This window comes from Pseudomonas sp. LB3P31 (assembly GCF_054897945.1).
Map to the genome: position 1 here is coordinate 908,203 of NZ_CM142710.1, position 21,398 is coordinate 929,600.

Here is a 21,398-nt window from a genome sequence, read left to right on the forward strand (position 1 = left end):
GCGGCATTCATTGCCTGTGATGTGCAGCGCTCAGCAGACTTAAACCTGCGCATCATTCACCCCCAGATGCTTGGCGTAATAAGCCTCCCAAATCTCATCGATAGCCTTCTGTGCTTGAGCCAGACGCTCGGCGTCCATAGTTACCGACTGCGTTGACAGGGCTGGATCAACGGCAGGACGACCGGCCAGTATGGCTGCGCCATCCTCTCCATACAACGCCAAGTCCCGTCGCCCGGCGTTACCAAAGAACACCATGCGTTCGCTGAAATAGTGGCCCCCTATTTCACGTCCCATTGAGTACAGAAACCAGGCCCGCGAGTCGTGGACCTGATCGTCGAACAGAGCGCGCAACAAACCCTCGGGCTTGTTGGCGTTCAGGCTTTCGTCCACAAGCCCTCGGGTCTCTTCGTCTTTATGGTTGCCCCAGTCGCTGGGCGGCGGGAACAACAGGCTGACCTTGGCTCGTCCCGCCGCTTTCATGCGCAGACGCTCAGCTCGCGCCATATCACTGACCTGATGCGGATGCTGTGGAAATAGCGCCAGCAGTGCCACGCGCAACGCGATGGAATCGAGCCATCCGGAACCACGATAGACTGACGCAAATTCCTCAGCTGCTTCGCGCAGCTGGGTTTGGGTCATGTCTGCATCGAAGTCTTTCACTCCGGGTTCCAGCGGTTTTTTTGTTTCTTTCTTAATATATTCAACAGCGAGTTGCGCTTTACGATTCGCCTCGACGCTCATCTGCGCCATGTCGCGAGTGTGTTCTGCGTTTTTGCGTACTAGCTTGTCTGCTTGGGTATCGGTGGCTTGAAGATAAAAGTCTTGTTGCAAGAGACTGGCAAATGCATAGCGATCGATACGCCAGGCGGTGATCCAGTCCATTTGTGCCCGGAGCGCATCTTCTATGCAGTCTTGAGCGGGTACTGGAAGGTAATGTTCTGATTGCTCAATAGATAAAGGACGAAGTGCCGGATGAAGGCCCGCAGTAACCTGGCGCCAAGCATTGAAGCGGTCAATTAAATCCCCCCTAGTAGCGAACTGTCCAACAAGCTCAGGAGCCATGGCTCGCCACGAATCCCGACTCGAATCTATCGGCAGGGCCTCCTCAGGAACTTTAAGCGGAGCGCCATAAGCAAAAGCATCGGCGTACAGATCATTTAACGTAATTTGCGACAATAGCAATCGATCATCCCGACCAATAGCCTTCCCCTGATCCCCAGGCGGATACCCCCCACCTATATCTGAATGCACCCCCGGATAGATCACCTCAACACTGTTCCCGGGATAACCGCCCCCCTCCCCGCGAATGGATTCCAACGGAAAACACAACCGCTGCTCATGACTGGCCACGAGATGCAGGCAGCGCTTGACCAGGCTCCCGCCAGGCAATTGCTGATTACCATCGGCCCAGCTCATATGGCCCTGCGCCCCCGGGATGATGTCAGCGATGCCCACCGACGCCACAGTATCCAACAGCCCCAGATACTCCACGCTAATGGGTAGTTTCAAGTCGAGCAGCGTGAGGCTCGGCGTCGAGCCTGAAAGCAACTGATTCAGCCAGCTGATAAAGGCTCTGGCTGCCGCAGCCCCCCGGGAAAATCCATATACGTACAATTTCAAACCCAGCAGCTTCATCTGACCGGGCTGCGGCTGGGTCAGGGCAACACGCAGCGGTTTGGCCAAGGCAGCCAATTGCTTGTTAACTTCGCGACTCCGGTTGGCGAACCCGGTCGGCCACTCCAGCCCCGGCAGTGTGCCCATGGCCTTCACTGCGGCGCGCAAGCTCGCGTTGTCCAGCCGAGGCTGCCCCAACGTGCGACGCAAGGCGTCGATGATCATCATCAACGCCCAGTTGATACGCTCTTCGCCATAGGTGGCCAGGGCCAGGCCACTGGTGCTGTAATCCAGATCGCCAACTTCGGTAAAGGGCGTGCCCACACCCGGCATGTAGTACTTGAAAAATTGACCGTTGCCGGTGCCCGCTTCATCGGTCAGACCTCTGGCGCTACTGCTGGCGTGGGCGGTGCCGCCTACATGGCCGGCGCCAATGCTCGCGCGGAATAAACGGGCGATATTGGTCGGATGCTTGGGATCTGACAGATAGAGATCGTTATTGAGGTTATTACCGGTGCCGTCGAAAAACAGGCTGATGTGCACAGTCTTGCAGCAGGGCGCCATTACCCGGCGTCCGGCGGCCACACTCAAGGAATCGTGATAATCACTTTCCTGGCTGCGCTGGAGCCGATGGTTTTGGTAAACCTGAGCGGGACGGCTGGGCAAGCGGCCCTGGGTAGGGAACTGTGGCGGGTAGCATACAGCGGCGTGTTTTACTTCGGACATGACTGAGGCTCCGGCAATTGCAGAGGGGTTTTGATCGGGTATTCGGGGCTGCCATAGGCGTAGCACGAGGTGCTGACCTGAATTTCGTCACAGGGCAGGAAGTGCACGGTGATGCCGCAGATTTTTTGGCCGGTGTAGTCGGGGACTGGAACGACTTGGCTGTGCTGACGTTTTTGAGCTTCCAGTTTGTCGAGCCAAGCGTCGTATTTGATTTCATCTGCAAAACCTGGGAAGCCTTTCGAACTACCCTCACCGGTTTCCCAATCAACCCGCACAGTCATCCCAGGCTGCCAGCGCGAAGGCGCGATGTAGCAGCAACCTCCCCCGCCACCCTGGTAGGGACCGATGATGTCCAGGCCTGAGCGGCCATCGACCTTGAAATGGTTAATGGCCCAGTGGGTGTGGTTTATGGCCTCGATAGTGCTGGCCTGCGCATCCGGAGCAAAAAGAAGCACGGCCAGTTGGAAGAGCAGTATGGAGGGATAATTGTGGATCGAAGATTGGAGCTTGCGCCTCCTGCCCAGTCTTCCTGGCTCAAAGGCACTCATGTTGTGAGGGGTCTGTCGAGACAGTGATCGATGGGCAAAAACTGAGACATGGTCAGGCCTTCCTGGTCTGGATCGGGACGGTCAGGAAGGGCTGTGCTTCCACCCTGGTCCTAGGGTTTAGAAGCTTTCGCTAAGGCACACCCAGGTGGGAATAGGACGCTTCTGATGGATGCGTAGGAAGTTTCGGTATTTGCTCGAACCGAAATTTCCTACTCGCAATGCATCCATTTCTTACATCTTTCTCTTGGGATATACCGCACATTCCCCAGCGCCTTTTTTGATGGCGCAGAGGGTTGGTTCGCGAGATTTGTCCTACAAAAGGGCAAATTTTGAGACGCCGCCTTCGGAAATTTCCTTCACGTTGTGACGGTTTGCATGAACTGGTGCCTGCTCGCAATGCGTGTCATTCGACATCAATTTTGGATGTCAGTCCGTCATCGCGAGCAAGCTTGCTCCTACAGTTTTATTCGGGGTACATCTCGGAACGTTGAGGCGTCTGCGCGACCGCTTTCGCAGGCAAGCCAGCTCCCACAGTTTTGATCTGTGTTCACTTGCAAGTCTCGGGACGCATCCTGAGCAGGCTTACATAGCGGGCAAGTGTGGTAGTGCCCGAGCAAGTGGATGTTGGTGGGAACAGTTGCAACGCGGCACCAGTTAACCGCGCTCCCTGTGGGAGTGAGCCTGCTCGCGATGCGCCTTGTCAGTCGACATCAATATTGGATGCCGTGACGTCGAGGCGGATGCGTCCCTTGGCCTAAGGACGATCGCGGCCGGGGTCAAAACGGGTTACTGCGCAGATACGTGTTGTCGTGCTGTCATATCGATGCCCAGGGCTCGCATTACGACCAGCATGGTTTTGAGCGCAGGGTTCCCTTTGTCGCTGTATGAACGTTAAAGCTGCTCACGGGAGAGATCAGTTTCACGGGCCAGTTCGGTCATCCCTTTTGCTCGGGCGACGACGCCCATTGCTTTGGCGATGTACTCCGCGTCGCCTGTCTCAAACGCATCGGCCATGAAAATTGCCATGGCTTCAGGGCCATCCATAGCCGCTGCTGGGTCGTAGTCGTAAATTTTGTCACTCATTCTGACCTCCAATCGTTTGCGAGTTTTTTAGCTGCTTCGACCCGTAACTATAAGTGCTTGACCGGAGAAATCGTTTAGATCTGTAAGTACGCGTATCGATATCCCTATCGCCTTTGCCCAGGTTGAATTCATGGCCAGCCTCAAGGAGTTCACCACTGCGTTCCCCGGTGTGAACATGGTGCTTGGGGTCACCGACAGGACTGTCGATCTGGTTGGCGAAGGCATTGACTGCGCGCTACGCATTGGCGAGTTGCGGGACTCCACTCTGATCGCCCGGCCGATTGGCATGGCGACCATGGTGACTTGCGCTGCCCTCAACTATCTACGTGAACATGGCGAACCGGCAAACCTCGATGAGCTGGTCGCGCATCGCGGAGTGAATTTTCTTTCGGGGCAGAACAACGGACGCTGCTCTGGCACTTCTTGGTTAACCGCCAGGATCAGGTGTTTATCAGCAACGCAGGTATCACTGTCACCGAGTCGAACGCTTATGTGCAATGTGGCGTCGCAGGCTTCGGAATCATTCAGGCACCGGGGATTGCCGTGGGCCAGTATCTGGACAGCGGCGCACTGGTGGAAATTCTGCAGCCCTACCGCCCTCTTCCGCGCCGGGGCAGCGTGCTGTACCCCAGCCGCACACACATGGCGCCGCAAGTGGAGGCTTTTATCGAGTGGCTGCAGGGGCGCTTTGTGCAGCTGCACTCCATCTGGCTGGAGTAACGGTAAGAACCGTTTTCACGCCTCCAGCCGCGAGTAAGCAGCTAATAACCGCAGAATCACACGCATTCGATCAAACCAGTTGAACCTACCCGCAACCGCACCCCTCGGATATTAAAACCAGATCGGGTAAACCCATGGATATCGAGGAGACGCTACTGCGCCAGCGCAAGGTGCTTGCCGAATTTGGCGAGCTGGCGTTGGTGTCAGATGACCTGGAGCACATCCTCAACGAGGCCTGTCGCCTGGTGGGTGAGGCGCTGCAAACCAACCTGGCCAAGTTCATGCTGCTGGAGGAAGACGGTCTCACCTTCCTGGTGCGCAACGGCATTGGCTGGACGCCCGATGTGGTCGGCAAGGTTCGGGTGCAAGCCTGCGCAGGCAGCCCGGAACGTTATTCCCTGGACACGGTTCTGCCGGTGATTTCGGTGGATATCGCCACGGAAACCCGCTTCAATTATCACGACTTTCAGATAAGGAATGGGGTCAAGGCGTTCGTCAACGTGCTGGTACACGGTGCGACCGAGCAACGACCCTTCGGGATTTTCGAGGTTGATAGTCGCTGCCCTCGCCAATTTACCGACAGCGATATCGACTTCCTGCGGGTTTACAGCAATCTGCTTGGGGCGGTCCTGAAGCGCTTCAATACGTTGCAGGTGATGCGTTCGACCGAAGAAAAACTGCGCGAGAGCGAAAAGCACTATCGAATTGCCGCAGAGCTCAATCCTCTGTGGCCCTGGAGTGCCGACAGTCTCGGCGCGCTGATTTCCATTGATCAGCGCTGGTACGAGTTCACCGGAATGAGCAGTGCGCGGACCTTGGGTCGAGAGTGGGTGAATGCCGCGCACGTCGATGATCGCAGCGCCTTGGCTCAGCGTTGGGATCATTCGCTGCACACCCTGGAGCCCTTTGATCTGGAAGTCCGGCTGCTCAAGCACAGCGGCGAGTGCCTGTGGTTCAGGGTGCGGGCGTTGTGCCGCCTGGACCGTGCCGGCCGAACCGAGCAGTGGTACGGCACCCTGGAAAACGTCGATGACCGGGTGCAACTGGAAGCTGCGCTGCGCGACTGGAATGATCTGCTGGAAGATCGAATTGCCCAGCGCACCGTGCAGCTGGAGGCCGAGCAACATGAACGGGCCATGACCGAATCCAAGCTTCGTCAGAGCCAGAAAATGGAAGCGGTCGGCCAACTGACGGGGGGCATTGCCCACGACTTCAACAACCTGCTGGCGGGTATCATCGGCAGCCTGGAACTGATGCAAAGACGCATCGACGCCGGGCAGTACGGCCAGCTGACCCGCTACAACTCCGTTGCCATGACTTCGGCCTCCCGGGCCGCGGCCCTGACCCAACGCCTGCTGGCGTTTTCCAGGCAGCAATCACTCGAACCCGAGCTGCTCGAACCGCGCACCGTGGTCGCGGGCCTGGAGGAAATGATCCGGCGCTCTGTCGGCCCCAGCATCGTCGTCGAGTCTTCGTACAGAGCCAGCGAACGCATCCGGTGTGACCTCAACCAGCTGGAAAATGCGCTGCTCAACCTCGCCATCAATGCTCGGGATGCGATGCCCAAAGGCGGTACCCTGAGCCTGATGGTTGATCGCTGCACGATTGACCAGGCATTGTCGCTAGACAAGAACATGCCGCAAGGCGCCTACGTCAGCATTTCGGTGACAGACTCCGGCACCGGCATCAGCCCGGAGATTCTCTCGCGTATCTTCGACCCCTTCTTCACCACCAAGAAAATAGGTGAAGGCACGGGGCTGGGTCTGTCGATGATCTATGGCTTCACTCAGCAATCCGGAGGGCAGATCAAGGTCCACAGCAGCCTCGGCGTGGGTACTTCGGTCACGATGTATTTTCCGGTGGATCACTCAGTGGCTGGCCAAGGTTCGCAAACAGCCACTCGCCCGCAACCGATCCAGACCGCCGTGCACAACGAGGTGATCCTTCTGGTGGACGACGAGAAAGCCATTCGGCAAATGGTCTCGGAATTTCTCACGGAAATGGGTTATCGGGTCATTGAAGCGGTGGATAGCGTGTCAGCGCTGAAGCAGGCGGAAAAGCTCGATCACCTGGACCTGCTGTTGACCGATATCGGCCTGCCCGGAGTGATGAACGGGATCAACCTGGCGGCCGAAGTCAGGGCGAAATATCCATCACTCAATGTGCTGTTCATTACCGGTTTCGCCGGGGGATCCAGGCTGGTGGCGGTGGATGGGTCAACCCAGGTGCTGGCCAAACCCTTTGGGCTGAATGATCTTGGGCAGCGGGTGCGGTCATTGATCAATACGAGCCAAGGCAGCACTTGACGCCTCACCGCCGCGCACTGCGACGGTAAGGAATCGATACTACTTATCGGACTTGATACTCGTCCACACCCGGGTGCGCACTCGCTCAAGCTTCTGCGGCAACGGTTGCACTACATAAAGGGACTTGAGGGCTTCGCTGGTCGGCGTCAGGTTCGGGTTGCCGGTGATGTCCTTGTTGATCAGCGCTAGCGAATCCTTGTTGGCGTTGGGATAACCCAGGAAGTCGCTGATCGGCGCGATAACTTTCGGGTCCAGCAAGGTGTTAAGAAATTGATGGGCCTCCTCGACGTTCTTCGCACTTTTTGGAATGGCGAAGGTGTCGAACCAGATCGGCGCGCCTTCCTTCGGCAGGCGGTAATCGACGACTACACCGTTGCCCGCTTCCTTGGCGCGATTGCCAAACTGATAGAAGCTGCCGGAGTAACCAATGGCCACGCAGATATCACCGTTAGCGATGTCGGTCATGTATTTGGCAGAGTTGAAGTAGGTAACGTACGGGCGGATCTTCATCATCATCGCCTTGGCTTTTTCGTAGTCATCGGGATTCTGGCTGTTGGGGTCCAGTCCCAGGTAGTGCAAGGCCAGCGGCAGGATTTCGGTTGGCGAGTCAAGCATGGCGACGCCACAGGCCTTGAGTTTTTCCATGTTCTCGGGCTTGAACACCAGGTCCCAGCTGTCCACCGGCGCATTCTCGCCGAGTGCCGCCTTGACCTTGGCCGGGTTGAAGCCGATCAGCACGGTGCCGACCATATAGGGCACACCATACAGGTTGCCGGGGTCATTCTTGCTCAGCAGCTTGAGCAATTCGGGGTCCTGATGGCTCCAGTTCGGCAACTTGGACTTGTCGAGTTTCTGGAATACGCCGGCCTTGATCTGGGTCTCGAGGAATTGGTTCGACGGCACTACCAGGTCATAGCCAGAGTTGCCGGTCAGCAGTTTCGCTTCCAGGGATTCGTTGGTGTCGAAGGTATCCCAGGTGACCTTGATGCCGGTGTCCTTGGCGAAGTCCTTGGGTACCGACGGCAGGATGTAATCGGCCCAGTTGTAGACCCTCAATTCGCGCTGTTCAGCGTGCACCGCGCCGGCCAGCAGCGTCAGTCCGCACAGGCTCGCGCCCAGAATGCGTTTCATCGTATCCATTGATTTCCCCAAGTGTGACGTTAGTACGACGGATTTTTATGTTCTGTACACGGCAGCGGGCTGGAAACTAGCCAAGGAACAGAATAGTAGTTGTCGTCTCGACGAACCTGCGACTTGCTCTGATTCTTGCTGACAGTGAGGTCGGTTCACAGTGGGGGGTTGGCCAAAAGGGGATCAAAACGGCCAAAATACCTGTCCGCAATTGGGCGGATCCGGCTCACGAAAAAGCCCGCTCAAGGCGGGCTTCAAATTTCGAGTAGGCGGCCAGTGCTGGTCTCCGGCTTACCAGGTTTATCAGGACTCCCACACAAACGTTTTGTGCGCTTGTGCTTCACACGGCATCAGGGCTGGATCTCAGCGCGGAGATCTTTCTAACCGTGTACCCTTCGGAACGCTGCCCCGCGTTTCCTCGCTATCCGCTTGCGCATCAGTCTGCGTCTTCGCCTACACGTTTTAGGATAGCAAAGACCAGCGAAAAACAAACTGCAGGGTTAGATTGATTTGTTCTGGCCATAGACGCCGGGGAAGTTAAAAAAAGTCAATCAGGGATCCACCTGCCCCATCAACTCGGCGACCGACTCCGCACGATTGGCATAACGTTGCGCCAGCACCGCGCAGACCATCAGCTGGATCTGGTGGAAGAGCATCAGCGGCAAAATCAGCACGCCGATGGTGCTACCGGCGAACAGTACCTGAGCCATAGGGACACCGGTCGCCAGGCTCTTCTTCGAGCCGCAGAACAGGATGGTAATCCGGTCTTCCTGGTTGAAGCCAAACGCCTTGCCCAGCACCGTCGCGGCCACCAGCACCAGCGTCAGGAGTACGCAGCAGGCCACCACCAGGCCAGCCAGCTCCCACAGTGGAATCTGCTGCCAGATGCCTTCATTTACCGCCTCGCTGAAAGCACCGTAGACCACCAGCAGGATCGAGCCCTGGTCGACGAACTTCAGCCAGCTCTTGTTGCGCCCCACCCATGCACCGATCCAGCGCCGGGCGATCTGCCCGGCAATGAATGGCAGCAGCAGTTGCACGCTGATCTTGAGGATTGCATCGAGCGTTGACGCGCCTTCGCCATGCACGTTCAGCAACAGGGTCACCAGCAAGGGCGTAAGGAAGATCCCGAACAGGCTGGAGGCCGCCGCACTGCAAATCGCCGCCGGGATATTGCCGCGCGCCAGTGAAGTGAAGGCAATCGCCGACTGCACCGTCGCGGGCAACGCGCAGAGGTAGAGCATGCCCAGGTACAGATCGTCGCCGATCAATGGCGACAACACGGGCTTGAGCGCCAGGCCCAGCAACGGGAACAGCACGAAGGTCAGGCCGAACACCAGCAGATGCAGGCGCCAGTGGCCGGCGCCGGCGATAATCGACTCGCGGGAAAGCTTGGCACCGTGCAGGAAGAACAGCAGCGCGATGGCGATGTTGGTCAGCCAGCCGAAACCGACCGCGACCTGGCCGCTGGCAGGCAGCACGCTGGCGATAATCACCACGCCGATCAAGGTCAGGGTGAAGTTGTCGGGCAGGAAACGAGGGCGAGTCATCAGATCATCATCCGGGGGGTTGCCAAGTACGTGGGATCGACTCTAACGTGCCTGCAGATTACCGACTAACGCCGATGAGCCAGCTGATGCCGCCTAAAGGACATGAGAAAAGTGTAAGGCGCAGTGTGCCCGGGCTTCCAAGCCTGCCAAGACCTGTTTACGGTCGCACCGAATCACTGCCCAATCGCGCGTTGACCCGACGCCATAGCCACCCTTGGGCGCAATTGTCGTACGCGATTCAGGGAGTGCTTGAAGTCCAGACCGGCGCAGGACGGTTCGTGGCGCCGCCCGAGCGTGCCGTGTGGATACCGGCGGGCATGCCGCACCGGGTGTTCAGCTCGCCACGCACGGAAATGCGCAGCCTGTATCTCGACTGCAGCGTAACGGCCTGGGCGCCGCAGCGTTGTCATGTGCTGGGGGTCAGTGACCTGTTACGGGAGTTGATCAGGGCATTCAGTAAAATCCCCGTGGAGTATGAGCTGGAGGGTGCACATGGACGGCTGACCCAGGTGTTGCTCGACCAACTCGCCGAGGCGCCGCCGATCGACCTGATGCTGCCCTTGCCCCAGGACGCGCGCTTGCGGCAGATCTACCAGAGCCTGCAGGCTCACCCCGAACAACCGACCACCCTGACCCACTGGAGCCAGAAGTTCGGCGTGACCGAGAAAACCCTGAGCCGCCTGTTCCTGCGCGATACCGGCCTGACCTTCCGCGCCTGGCGCCAACGCCTGCGCCTGTTGGGGGCGCTGACGCCGCTGGAACAGGGTGAACGTGTGACTGATGTAGCGCTGGCGTGCGGCTACGAGTCGACCTCGGCCTTTATCGCGGCGTTTCGGCAGCAGTTTGGCGAAACGCCGGGTGAGTTTTTTCGGTAGGTGAATGAGGTCGAACAAATATTATGAATTCACCACAGATCCTGAATATCACCACAACCCAATGTAGGAGTGAGCCTGCTCCGGGCGGCGTTCCGACGATGGCGTCGGGTCAGTTGCCATCATTGCTGACAGGCCCACCGTCATCGCGAGCAGGCTCACTCCTACAGGGTGGATCAGATCATCGGCGAAGTGCTGACTACGCGCAGTGCCAGGCCTTCATAGGCATCCAGGGTGATGGTGAAATCGCCCTCGGCTGTCAGGTCGCCTTCCACTCGCTCGTTGATGATATCGACCACCGGCCCCGGCGCGATGTTGGGCAGGTGCAGCGTTTCGGTAATCGGCGTCGAGCCGAAATTGAGCGCGGTGATTTGTGTGCCCTTGCCGGCCGGCAATTCATGCACCATCACCAATAGCCCTGGATGCTCTACATCGGGCACCAGAATCTGGCGGCTGGCTGCAATGTCGTACGCACGCCGCGCGGCGAGGATTTTCTGCAGCTGCGATGCAAAGGAATCCGGATCCTTGAGCTGAGTCGGCAAGCTGCCATACAAGGTCTTCGGCCGCGGCATCTGGCCCGCCGACAACGGCGCATCAGGATTGAGATCGACCAGGTCATAGGCACCGCGATGAATCCAGCGCGTATCGCCATCTTGCATCAAGTGCTCGACCTGCTCCGCCGGCAGCGGCAAGGCGCCGACCAGGTCCCAGCCGGACAAGGCAAACACTCCCGGCTGCATTGCGTTGTACATCACCAGCAGCAAATGCACCTGACGAATCTGCGCGATATCCGCTGCGGTGATCGCGTCGAGATCGCGAATCCCCAACGCCGCCGTAATGATGCTCGCCGTCGTGCACGACACGCCATTGGTGACGAACTTCAGGTTATAGGGTGCGTGCTCCCCGGCAAGGCGCTCGTACATCTGCTCGCGGATGTGCTCGCGCAGAATACTGCCGGGAAAGGTCTGGCCCTGGTACAGGTAGGTGTCATGGGCATGCAGCGTCCAGAAATGCACCAGTTCCAGGGTCAGTTCATCATGGTTCTGCAAGGCATGGATCAGCGAACCGGGGTCGATGCCCAGGGTGTGCATCTGCCGCAGCATCAGGCGCAGGAATTCGGTATCGCCCATCAGCAAGGCATGTTGGTAAGCCGGGCGGGTGATGAAGTCATAGGACAGGTCAGCACCGCCGTGGGACATGGCGGCGATGTCGTCGACGGTCAGGTTCAGCTCCTGGAAGCTGAAGCCGCCGGCCTTGCGAATCGCCCCGGCCAGCAACTGATTGCCGGTGATCGACAGCGGATGGCTCTCCGACCAGGCGGTTCCGTCCAGCTTGCGCTCTACCCCGAGAAAGCCGTTGGCGTCCAGGCGCAGGATCTTCGCGCCCATTACGTCAATCGCGTGCAGAGCATCGCCGATGATCATCTGCTGAGCGGCGAAGGTCGGGTCCAGCCAGTTCAACGACGGCTGCCCTTCCTTGAAGTAATGCAGGTAGACCCAGCGCCGAGGTTTGCCATCGACACCGATCACGACCGGAGTCGCACTCCAGTCAGTCTCCTTGACCCCGGGTTCGAAGAAGATCACCCGCTGCAATTGGCCAACGATGTAATGCTTGTCCCGCAGGACGTCGACCTGTTGCGGGCTGAGGTTGTGCGCGTCGCGGCCTTCCTCGATCTCCGGCAACAGCGGCCAGTCTTCTTCGCGAATCTCGACCATGTGGTAGAGACCTGGATAGTCTTCGTATGCCATCTCGGCCAGGCGAAAATCGGCGCCCTTGCCGGTGTGCGAGGGAATCACGTCGTCGATGATCACCGCGTTATGCGCGGCGGCCATGCGGGTCAGCGCCTGCAACTGCGCCTCGGTACCCAGTTGTGGATCGATCTCGAAGCTGATGCGGTCAAAATTGCCGTCGATGGTCGGCGTCTGTTCGGTGCCGCGTAGACCGCCGGACATTTTCAGCGGACCGTTGTGTATGCCCTGGATGCCGATTTTCGACAGCGCGTGCCACAGGGTTTCATCGCCCAGGGCCTCCAGCACGGTACCGTCCTCGCGGGTGACGATGGACGCCGGGTACGCCGTGAACCACACCGACGACAGCGCCGAAGCATCCCGGGGCCGGGTATGGGCGAAGGGCTGCTGCCACAATCGACCCTGCCCCGAATAGAGCTTGGCGCGCTGCCTTGCAGCATGCAGCATCGATTGCTCTACCAGCCAGGACACATGGTTCTTTTCCACTGCAGTCATAAAACAATCACCTGTGTTCGGGAATCGAAATCGCAGTCGGCCATTGCACGCCAATGACGCCGCTCGTTTTCATATGAGGCCCTGAGGTGGCATTCGTTGCATCGTCGGTGGCGAGTGACGCCCTTTTCGAGTGATTGCAGTGGCCATCATCGCGCACATGCTGCGGGTATGGAGCGACTACCCGTTCAGCGGCGACTTCAACAGCCTGAGCACCGGCTTGGGCTTCACCACGCAAAGTCATACCCTGGGTTACGAACACACTAGCCCGTCTCAGTCGTCCTCATGCAGCTTGATGCCCCGGGCATGCAGCAGCGGCGGGACCACCAGCACCAGCAGCGTCAACCCCAGGAACGCAGCCGATATCGGTTGCGTGACGAAGATCATCCAGTCGCCCTCACTGATCGACAAGGCGTTGCGCAGCTGTTTTTCCGCCATGGGTCCCAGCAGCATGCCGACGATTACCGGCGCCACCGGAAAGTCGAACCGGCGCATCAGCACCCCACCCCAGCCGATCCCGAGCATCAGCAGCAGATCGAACGAGGAATGGCGCATGCCGTACACGCCGATGGTGGCGAACACCAGGATGCCAGCGTTGAGGTAAGGCCTGGGGATCTGCAGCAGCTTGACCCACAGGCCCACCAGCGGCAGGTTCAGCACCAGCAGAATCACGTTGCCGATGTACAGCGAGGCCACCAACGTCCACACCAGGTCGGCGGAGGTCTCAAACAGCATCGGCCCCGGTTGCAGGTTGTAGTTCTGGAACGCCGCCAGCAGGATCGCGGCCGTGGCCGAGGTTGGAATGCCCAGGGTCAACAGCGGCACCAGCGAACCGGTGGCGCTGGCGTTGTTCGCCGCTTCAGGACCGGCGACGCCCTCAATGGCGCCCTCGCCTTTGTTGGCGGAAAACTCCTTGGGGAATTTGCTGAGTTTGCGTTCGGTGGAATAGGACAGGAAGGTCGGGATTTCCGCGCCGCCTGCCGGAATCGAGCCGAAGGGAAAGCCGATCAGCGTTCCGCGCAACCACGCCGGCACCGAGCGTTTCCAGTCCGCGCGGGTCATCCATAACGACGTCAGGCGATGGCGGCCCGAGGTTTCTTCTTTCTGATACAGCAGGCTGTACAACGCCTCCCCCACCGCGAACAACCCGACCGCCACCAGCACCACTTCGATGCCATCCACCAGCTCCGGGACGCCGAGGGTGTAGCGGGCGATGCCGGAAGTCGAGTCCAGGCCGATCAAGCCGATCGCCAGGCCCAGCCCCAACGACGCAAAGCCGCGCAGCATTGAAGCGCCGAGCACCGCCGAGACGGTGGTGAAAGACAACACCAGGATGGCGAAGTACTCCGCCGGCCCGAAGTTCAGCGCCAGCCTGGCGACCACCGGGGCGAACAGCGTCAGCAGGATGGTCGCGATGGTCCCGGCGACAAACGAGCCGATCGCTGCGGTGGCCAGTGCCGGTCCGGCGCGCCCGTTCCTGGCCATGAGGTTGCCTTCCAGGGCCGTGACCATGGACGACGACTCACCGGGGGTATTCAGCAGAATGGAGGTGGTCGAGCCGCCGAATTGCGCGCCGTAATAGATCCCGGCGAACATGATCAGCGCGCCGGTCGGATCGACCTTGGCGGTGATCGGCAGCAGCAAAGCGACGGTCAGCGCCGGCCCGATTCCCGGCAGCACGCCGATGGCGGTGCCGAGCAGGCAGCCGATAAAGCCCCACATCAGATTGATCGGCGTCAGTGCCGCGGAAAAACCCATTGCCAGGCTTGCGAGAATGTCCACGGTGCTGATCTCCAGTGTTCAGATCCAGGCATTGACCAGCGGCGGCAGGGAAACCCCGAGCCCGGCGTTGAACAGCCAGTAGATGGGCAAGGTCAGGGCCATGCCGATGGCGAGGTCGCGCAGTGGACGGCGGCTGCCGAAGCCCCGGGCCGCACAGGCGAACAGCAAGGCGGCGGACAGGACAAAACCGATGACATTGATCAGCAGCGCCACGGCCACCAGGCCCGCTGTGACCCAGGCGACACCGGCCTTGCCGCCGGGCAACGCCTTGGCCGACTCCTCTTCGTGATCGGCGAGATCGCGAAAGCCACCGGTGCATGCCTGAAAAGTCAGCAGCAGGCCCACACCACCGACAAATGCCGCCAACGCGTAGGGATAGACCGAGGCCGGCAGAATCACAAAACCCATCTCGGGCGGAAACTGCCAGGCGCCATACGCCAACACTACGCTGAGGACGATCAGGCCAATGCCGATCGCCAGTTGTGCGGGAACAATTGCGCGAGCGGCCGCCATCTCAAAGCAGCCCGACCTTGACCAGCATCGCGCGCAAACGAACGTGTTCTTCTTCAACGAATTTGCCAAATTCTTCGCCGGTCAAAATGCTCGGCGACCAGGCGTTGAGTTGCACGTTGTCCTGCCAGACCTTGCTCTTGGTCGCAGCGACTACGGCTTCGGTCACTTCCTTGCGCTGCTCGGGCGTGAGGTTGGCGCCACCGTATACGCCACGCCAGTTGCCGATGGTCACGTCATAGCCGCTCTCCTTGAGGGTCGGTGCATCAATGCCTTCGACCCGGGTCGGCGCACCGATGGCAAGCACCCGGAACTGGCCGTTCTTAATGTACTGGCCGAGCTCGGCGTAGCCGCCGGTGATGACTTTGATTTGGCCGCCCAGAGCTTGCGCCACCACTTCACCGCCACCGGCGAAGGCGACGTAGTTGACCTTGTTCACCGGGATATCCAGCTTGCTCGCCAGTTCGGCGATACCGATGTGATCGATCGAACCCTTGGAGCCGCCGCCGAAGGTGATGCTGGTGGGTTTGGCCTTGAACTCCTTGATCAGGTCATCCAGGTTTTTATAGGGCGATTCCTTGCGCACGGCGAGCACGTTGTACTCGGTGAACAAGCGCGCAATGGGCGTCACATCCTTGAGGCTGATCTGCGCCTTGTTCTGTTCGATGCCGGCGACCATGATCGCGCCGACCACCAGCAACGCATTGGGGTCGCCCTTGGTGCTGTTGGCAAACTGCGCCAAGCCCAACGTCCCGCCCGCGCCGCCCTTGTTCTCGAAAGTGACCGACTTGGCGGTTCCGGCTTCGACCATGGCCTTACCCAAAATCCGCGCGGTCTGGTCGTAGCCGCCACCGACAGAGCCCGGGGCCATGAACTTGACGGTGTCGAGGGCGAAGGCTGGGGTGGCGAGCACAGCGGTGGTCAGGGCGACGGCGAGACAGCGGCTGAACGGAGCAAACATGGAGGAATCTCCCGAGGTGTTGTTTTTATAGCCTGCGATTCCACACAGCGTAGTACACCTGTAGGCACGGAGATGCGACAACCCCCTGTAGAAGTGAGCCTGCTCGCGATGAGGCCGTGTCAGGCGACATCAGAGTTGGATATACCACCGCGGTGGAGGCGTTGCGGTATCGGGCCTGAGGCATGGGCATGCATTAATTTTGGAGATACGCCCTCAATGCTCAGGCGCCACTATCCGAAACTTGATGTCGATGTCCTTGGACACCACGGTGTCAGCCCACTCCCCTGCGCCAATCTTGAAGTGATCGCGGTCAAGAATGAACTCGCCGTTAAACAGGCCGATGCCACTCTCCGGTTTCAGCTCGACCCGTACTTGCACTTCGCGGGTCACGCCGCGGATCGTCAGGTCGCCGGTCACGGCATAACGGTCATTTCCCAAGTCCGTAATCCGGGTCGAATCGAAGACGCCCTGGCGGAACTGCGCCGTGTTGAACCAGGCCGGTTTCTGCAGTTCGGTATTGGCGTCATCACTGCCGGCATCGATGCTGGCCATGTCGATAACTAGCCGGGTGTGGGCCGCAGTCGGGTTGTCAGTGTCGAACGCCAGGGTGGCTTCGAACTTGTTGAACGTGCCATACACCTCGGAACCCATCTGGTTGAACGTGAAGCTGATCTTGCTGGCAGCAGGATTGACCCGGGTGTACTCGGTGGCCTGGGCCCACGGCAGCGTGCCCATCATTAAAGTCACCGCTAAAGCGGCGGAACGCGGGAATCGATGGTGCATGTGATTCTCCGGACGGGCTCGGGTTACCGCCGCTCCTGCAAGGGGTCTATGCAGTCTTCAGGGTGCGTTCACTACCACCTACGTCACATCGCTACAATACTGCGGCGGGTAACCGGAGGCTGTGCAAAAGCCTAGTCGCACCCTACCCCGTTCGCCATGGGGTCAGCGAGGAATCACGACCCTATGGGCAAAGCGGCCCGCAGCACTCTATGATTGGGCACCATGACCAACATGCCTGCGTTCCGCCAACCCTGCCCGCCCGGCGCCTGCGATTGCGGGCGTGACCCACTGCTGGAAACACCGGGCGCCGACGTGCGCATCCTGTTGCTGACCCGTGCCGAAGAAAAACGCCTGATCGAGCGCCTGGAGAATCTGCAGAGCCTCAGTGACCTTGAGCGCTTGCAACAGCGCATGCACGAACAACTGGGCATTCGAGTCGACATCGCGCCGGGCTTCAACGAAGTGCGGACCATGCGCGGCATCGCCATTTCCATCTCCGACCTGCCGGGCCTGTGCCGCAAGACCCGCGCAGCGATTCCGGCGGCGATTCGCCGGGGGTTGGAGAAACACCCTGAAGTGGCTTATGAGCTGCTGAACGCCAACGACCTGTTGCGCGATGCCTGATCGCTTGAATGCGAGGACACCGCTGCCCGCCGCGACGAACCTCGCTTGCCGCCAGATGATCCATGCACAGATCAAACCGAGACTATGAATGAAAAGGTTTCTCATTTATATTTGCAGTCGCTGTGCACTTCCTCGGGCCCATAATGCCGTTCGATCCCGTCAAACCATCGCTGCTCCACACCCTGGTGCGTCACTACGACGAGCTGGTGGATCACGTGCGCCGGCGTTTTGGTGATCGCGGGTTTGCCCGGGAAGTGGTGCATGACGTCTGCCTGCAATTGCTGGAGAAACGCGAACGTGAGGATGTGCGCACGCCGTTGGCATTGCTGCGCAAAATCTCCCACGATCAGGCCGTCAGTCGTTATCGCAGTGAACGCCGGCGACAGGCTTGGGTCAGCCCGCTCGAGGAGCTGACCGAGCCGGTGTGCGAAGCGCCTTCGCCGCCGCGGCAGTATGAGGCCGCCCGGGAGTTCGAGTGTCTGGCTGACGCCATTGCGCAACTGCCACCGCGCTGCCAGATGGTCTTTGTCATGCACAAGATCCACGAACTGCCACAAGCCGAGGTCGCCCGGCAGATGGGCATTTCCTTGAAGACCGTGGAAAAGCACTTGCGCCTGGGCATCGCCGCCTGTCGCGCGCACCTCGATTACCCGGAACTTGCGCAATGAGCCAAGCACCTGTGCCGAACGCGCAGTCCCGTGAAGATGAAGCGTTGGCGCGTCATCGCGAAGAATTGCGTAATCGCTTCCCTCTGCCGACCCCTGTCCCGCGCAAACCCCGTAAAGCCCTCGGCGCTGCGGTGTTGCTGGTGCTGCTCGGCGCAGGGCTGACGTGGGTGGATCCGGCTTACCACAGCGAGCAATACCACACCGTGATCGGCGAACGCCGGGTGTTGAACCTGGCCGATGGCAGTCACCTAACCCTCGACAGCAACACCCGGGCCACCGTGGCCTGGCACCTGCGTTCGCGCCGTGTGCAACTGGAAAGCGGCCAGGCGCTGTTCGATGTGGCGAAAACCCGGGTGCGGCCGTTCCAAGTGGATGCTGGCGCGGCGCAGGTGCATGTCCTGGGTACATTGTTCAGCGTCAGTCATCTGCAGGACGCCGTGCGGGTAACCCTGGTGCGCGGCGCGGTCAGCGTCAACACCGCTGGCGACGCCGGACATGCAGTGCGCCTGGCCCCGGGGCAACAAGTGGAGGTGCGGCAAAACCGCGTGCAACAACCGCTCACGGTTGACACTGACGCCGCGACTGCCTGGAAAGACAGCCGCCTGATGTTCGATCGCACGCCACTGGCCGAAGCGCTCGCGCAAATCCAGCGTTACCGCAAGTCACCCATCGTGCTTGATGACCCAAGCCTGGCGAGCCTGCCGATCAGCGGAGCGTTTGATAACCGCAACGTCGAGGATCTGCTCAAGCTGTTGCCGAGCATCCTGCCGCTGAGCCTTAACTCCGAGGCCGATGGCACCGCGCACGTGCGGCGCAAGGTGGCAAAAAAATAATTGTCGCCAAAGGTAGGGTTTTTCCGGGCTCGTGACGGCTTGTAAGACAGACCCCACTTTCCAAGGAACACCCTGCATGAAGCACCCTCGGCCCTTGCCGTTGTCCGTCCTCGCCACCAGCCTGCTGCTTGCTCTCTCGGTCCAGGCCCAGGCGCAGGACAAGGTCAACCTCGACCTGCCAGGCACCAGCCTCGACAAGGCACTCAATGCCCTGGCACGACAATCGTCGGTGCAGATCATTTTTGCCAGTGACATCACCGCCGGTAAAACCAGCCCGGCACTCAAGGGCAGCTACACCCCTCAACAGGCCCTGACGCAGCTGCTTGACCACAGTGGCCTGCAAGCCCGGGTCCGCGATGTCCATACCTTCATCATCGTCACCGCGCATGAGCCAGAAGCGGTGCAACCGGTCGAAGTCCAGTACATCGCGCCGATGGTGATCAAGGGCGACGTGCTGGGGGGCGCGACTGACCCGGAGGTGCTGACCTATCCCGGCAGCCGATCGATGGTCAAACCCCAGGACCTGGAAAAAGCCAGCGTACGCGGGGTGGACGATGCCCTGCAACGCGTGCCCGGGGTGAAAATCTTCGACGAAACCGGCACGGGTGCCTTGCCGCAGATATCCGTGCGCGGCTTGTACGAGAGCCGCAGCGGCCGGGTTCAGGCCCTGTCCGACGGGATTCCGCTGGCCCTCGCTCCGTACGGCCAGACCGGCCTGTCGCTGTTTCCGGTCACGCTGGCCACTGTCGACCGCATCGACATCGTGCGCGGTGGTGCCGCCGTGCAATACGGCCCGAACAACGTAGGTGGGGTGATCAACTTCATCAGCAAACCCATCCCCAAGGCCTGGGAAACCACCCTGCAGGAGCGCACCACGTTCAATGCCGGGGGTCGCCAGCTGTGGGATACCTACCTGGGCACCGGCGGTTACCTGACCGACAACTTCGGACTGCAACTGGACCTCAACACCATCAACGGAGACTCCGCTCGGGAGCACTCCGACACCGATATCCAGAACTACCGCCTGCGTGGCCAATGGAACATCGACGATGACCGTGACCTGAGTTTTGGCGTGCAGCATTACCAGGCCGACATGGACCTGGCAGGCGCCCTCAGCGTCAAGGACTACAAAGATGATCCACGCCAGTCGACCCGCCCGCTTGACCGCTTCGAAGGTGATACCGATCGGGTCTGGGGCACCTACACCCAGCAGTTGGGGGCCATGGGGCCGTTCGACTCGGTCGAGTTCAGCTGGACCAACTTCGCGCACAACAGCTATCGCAACTTTGTCGTCGGCCTGCCGTTCACCCCGGATGGCGCCGCAGTGACCAAGCAAGATGGCCCGCGTGACTTCAAGGTCTGGGGCAGCGAACCGCGCCTGAGCATGAGCATCGACGGGGACAGCCTCAGCCAGACCTGGCTGCTCGGTGCCCGCTACGTCAAAGAAGACATCGACTACAAGGTCAACCGCGAAAGCCTGGCCACCGGCCGCACCACACCGTTTCGCGACTGGACTTTCGACGACAATGCCAAGGCGTTCTACATCAGCAACGCCATCGGCCTGTTCGACAACCGGCTGACCATCACCCCGGGCGTGCGTTATGAAAACGCCACGATGCAGTACGAAGACGGTATCACCGGCTTCGACCACGAGAACAAATCCGAAGAATGGTTGCCAGGCCTGACCGTTGGTTTCCAGGCCAGCGATGAGTGGTACATCTACGCCAACGCGCAAAAATCCCTGCGCCCCCCGCAGGTGACACAGATCGTCAAGGAAGGTGACGTCGGTGCCGAGCTGGCCTGGAACTACGAGACGGGTGTGCGCTACACCCCTTGGCAAGGCCTGCGGGTGGACGTGGGCCTGTACCGCATCGATTTCGATGACCAGATTGTCTACAACGCCACCACCGACCGCTTCGTCAATCTGGGCAGCACCCGCCACCAGGGCATTGAAACCGAAGTGTTCTGGACACCCTCGGCGCTGCCCGATCTCGACCTTCACGCCAGCTATGCCTACCTGGATGCCAAACAGCGCAACGGCACCTTCAAGGACAATGAAGTACCGTTCGCCTCGCGCAACCAGTTCAACGTCGACGGCCGTTACCACTTTGCCGAAGCCTGGACCTACAGCCTTGATGGTCTGTTCGTCAGCAGTGCCTACACCGACGCGGCGAACTCGGGAGACGAAGACGCCACTGCGTCAGTCGGCAAGCTCCCGGCGTATTGGGTGTGGAACACGGCGATCGAGCGCGAACTCAAATTACAGGACCAAAGCACCCTGATCGCCTCGGCCGGGGTTAGTAACCTGTTCAACCGCGAATACTATTTCCGCGGCATCGACACCAGCCCGTGGGGCCGTCAACCGGCGCCGGAGCGTGCGTTGACGCTGGGGCTGAACTACAAGTTCTGATTCAGGGGGGCGGGCTGCGCCGCTGGCGCAGCCCCGT

Annotated in this window: 15 protein-coding genes and 2 pseudogenes; 7 read left to right on the forward strand and 10 right to left on the reverse strand. The window is 59.9% G+C overall.

All coding sequences use genetic code 11. The annotated features are described in order from the left end of the window. Positions 1-39: 39 nt before the first annotated feature. From ACYZTK_RS03910 to ACYZTK_RS03920, 3 genes and pseudogenes are all read right to left on the reverse strand, one after another. Positions 40-2,340 carry a T6SS phospholipase effector Tle1-like catalytic domain-containing protein gene (locus ACYZTK_RS03910; protein ID WP_462013228.1) on the reverse strand — a complete coding sequence of 767 codons (2,301 nt, stop codon included), beginning with the start codon at positions 2,338-2,340 and terminating at the stop codon, positions 40-42. Then, positions 2,328-2,888, reverse strand: a complete 561-nt coding sequence (locus ACYZTK_RS03915) for a DUF3304 domain-containing protein (protein ID WP_462013229.1) — start codon at positions 2,886-2,888, stop codon at positions 2,328-2,330. The genes ACYZTK_RS03910 and ACYZTK_RS03915 overlap by 13 nt, the downstream gene beginning before the upstream one ends. A gap of 786 nt (positions 2,889-3,674) precedes the next feature. Further along, positions 3,675-3,971 (reverse strand): annotated as a pseudogene (locus tag ACYZTK_RS03920) (addiction module antidote protein). Between the two features lie 91 nt (positions 3,972-4,062). On the opposite strand from ACYZTK_RS03920, the pseudogene ACYZTK_RS03925 reads away from it, so the two are divergent. Together ACYZTK_RS03925 and ACYZTK_RS03930 are read left to right on the forward strand one after the other, a co-directional pair. Next, positions 4,063-4,691 (forward strand): annotated as a pseudogene (locus tag ACYZTK_RS03925) (LysR substrate-binding domain-containing protein); the annotation flags it as partial. A gap of 134 nt (positions 4,692-4,825) precedes the next feature. Next, positions 4,826-6,997, forward strand: a complete 2,172-nt coding sequence (locus tag ACYZTK_RS03930) for an ATP-binding protein (protein WP_462013230.1) — start codon at positions 4,826-4,828, stop codon at positions 6,995-6,997. Positions 6,998-7,036: 39 nt separating this feature from the next. On the opposite strand, the gene ACYZTK_RS03935 is transcribed toward ACYZTK_RS03930, so the two are convergent. Further along, positions 7,037-8,137 carry a polyamine ABC transporter substrate-binding protein gene (locus ACYZTK_RS03935; protein ID WP_462013231.1) on the reverse strand — a complete coding sequence of 367 codons (1,101 nt, stop codon included), beginning with the start codon at positions 8,135-8,137 and terminating at the stop codon, positions 7,037-7,039. A 542-nt stretch (positions 8,138-8,679) separates the two neighbouring features. Next, positions 8,680-9,678: a bile acid:sodium symporter family protein gene (locus tag ACYZTK_RS03940; protein ID WP_462013232.1), complete on the reverse strand. Its 999-nt coding sequence runs from the start codon at positions 9,676-9,678 to the stop codon at positions 8,680-8,682. Positions 9,679-9,764: 86 nt separating this feature from the next. On the opposite strand from ACYZTK_RS03940, the gene ACYZTK_RS03945 reads away from it, so the two are divergent. Further along, positions 9,765-10,553, forward strand: a complete 789-nt coding sequence (locus tag ACYZTK_RS03945) for an AraC family transcriptional regulator (RefSeq protein ID WP_462013233.1) — start codon at positions 9,765-9,767, stop codon at positions 10,551-10,553. Between the two features lie 173 nt (positions 10,554-10,726). On the opposite strand, the gene treS is transcribed toward ACYZTK_RS03945, so the two are convergent. From treS to ACYZTK_RS03970, 5 genes are all read right to left on the reverse strand, one after another. Further along, positions 10,727-12,793, reverse strand: coding sequence for a maltose alpha-D-glucosyltransferase (gene treS / locus ACYZTK_RS03950; RefSeq protein WP_462013234.1), 2,067 nt, complete (start codon positions 12,791-12,793; stop codon positions 10,727-10,729). Between the two features lie 270 nt (positions 12,794-13,063). Then, the gene (locus ACYZTK_RS03955) at positions 13,064-14,572 is read right to left on the reverse strand and encodes a tripartite tricarboxylate transporter permease (RefSeq protein ID WP_462013235.1); all 1,509 of its coding nucleotides are present in this window, start codon (positions 14,570-14,572) and stop codon (positions 13,064-13,066) included. A gap of 18 nt (positions 14,573-14,590) precedes the next feature. Next, complete coding sequence (locus ACYZTK_RS03960) at positions 14,591-15,085, reverse strand: tripartite tricarboxylate transporter TctB family protein (protein ID WP_462013236.1); 495 nt, start codon at positions 15,083-15,085, stop codon at positions 14,591-14,593. 1 nt (position 15,086) lies between these two features. Next, on the reverse strand, positions 15,087-16,043 hold the full coding sequence (locus ACYZTK_RS03965; protein ID WP_462013237.1) for a Bug family tripartite tricarboxylate transporter substrate binding protein: 957 nt from the start codon (positions 16,041-16,043) through the stop codon (positions 15,087-15,089). 213 nt (positions 16,044-16,256) lie between these two features. Next, positions 16,257-16,826, reverse strand: a complete 570-nt coding sequence (locus ACYZTK_RS03970) for a YceI family protein (protein WP_462013238.1) — start codon at positions 16,824-16,826, stop codon at positions 16,257-16,259. Positions 16,827-17,048: 222 nt separating this feature from the next. Here ACYZTK_RS03970 and ACYZTK_RS03975 point away from each other — a divergent pair, with 222 nt between their 5' ends. The 4 genes from ACYZTK_RS03975 to ACYZTK_RS03990 all read left to right on the forward strand — a co-directional run bounded on the left by ACYZTK_RS03975 (position 17,049) and on the right by ACYZTK_RS03990 (position 21,361). Beyond that, positions 17,049-17,450, forward strand: a complete 402-nt coding sequence (locus ACYZTK_RS03975) for a hypothetical protein (RefSeq protein WP_462013239.1) — start codon at positions 17,049-17,051, stop codon at positions 17,448-17,450. 143 nt (positions 17,451-17,593) lie between these two features. Then, on the forward strand, positions 17,594-18,118 hold the full coding sequence (locus ACYZTK_RS03980; protein ID WP_462013240.1) for an RNA polymerase sigma factor: 525 nt from the start codon (positions 17,594-17,596) through the stop codon (positions 18,116-18,118). Further along, complete coding sequence (locus ACYZTK_RS03985; protein WP_462013241.1) at positions 18,115-18,951, forward strand: FecR family protein; 837 nt, start codon at positions 18,115-18,117, stop codon at positions 18,949-18,951. Before ACYZTK_RS03980 ends, ACYZTK_RS03985 begins: the two co-directional genes overlap by 4 nt. A gap of 76 nt (positions 18,952-19,027) precedes the next feature. Continuing rightward, complete coding sequence (locus ACYZTK_RS03990) at positions 19,028-21,361, forward strand: TonB-dependent siderophore receptor (protein ID WP_462013242.1); 2,334 nt, start codon at positions 19,028-19,030, stop codon at positions 21,359-21,361. Positions 21,362-21,398: the final 37 nt, after the last annotated feature.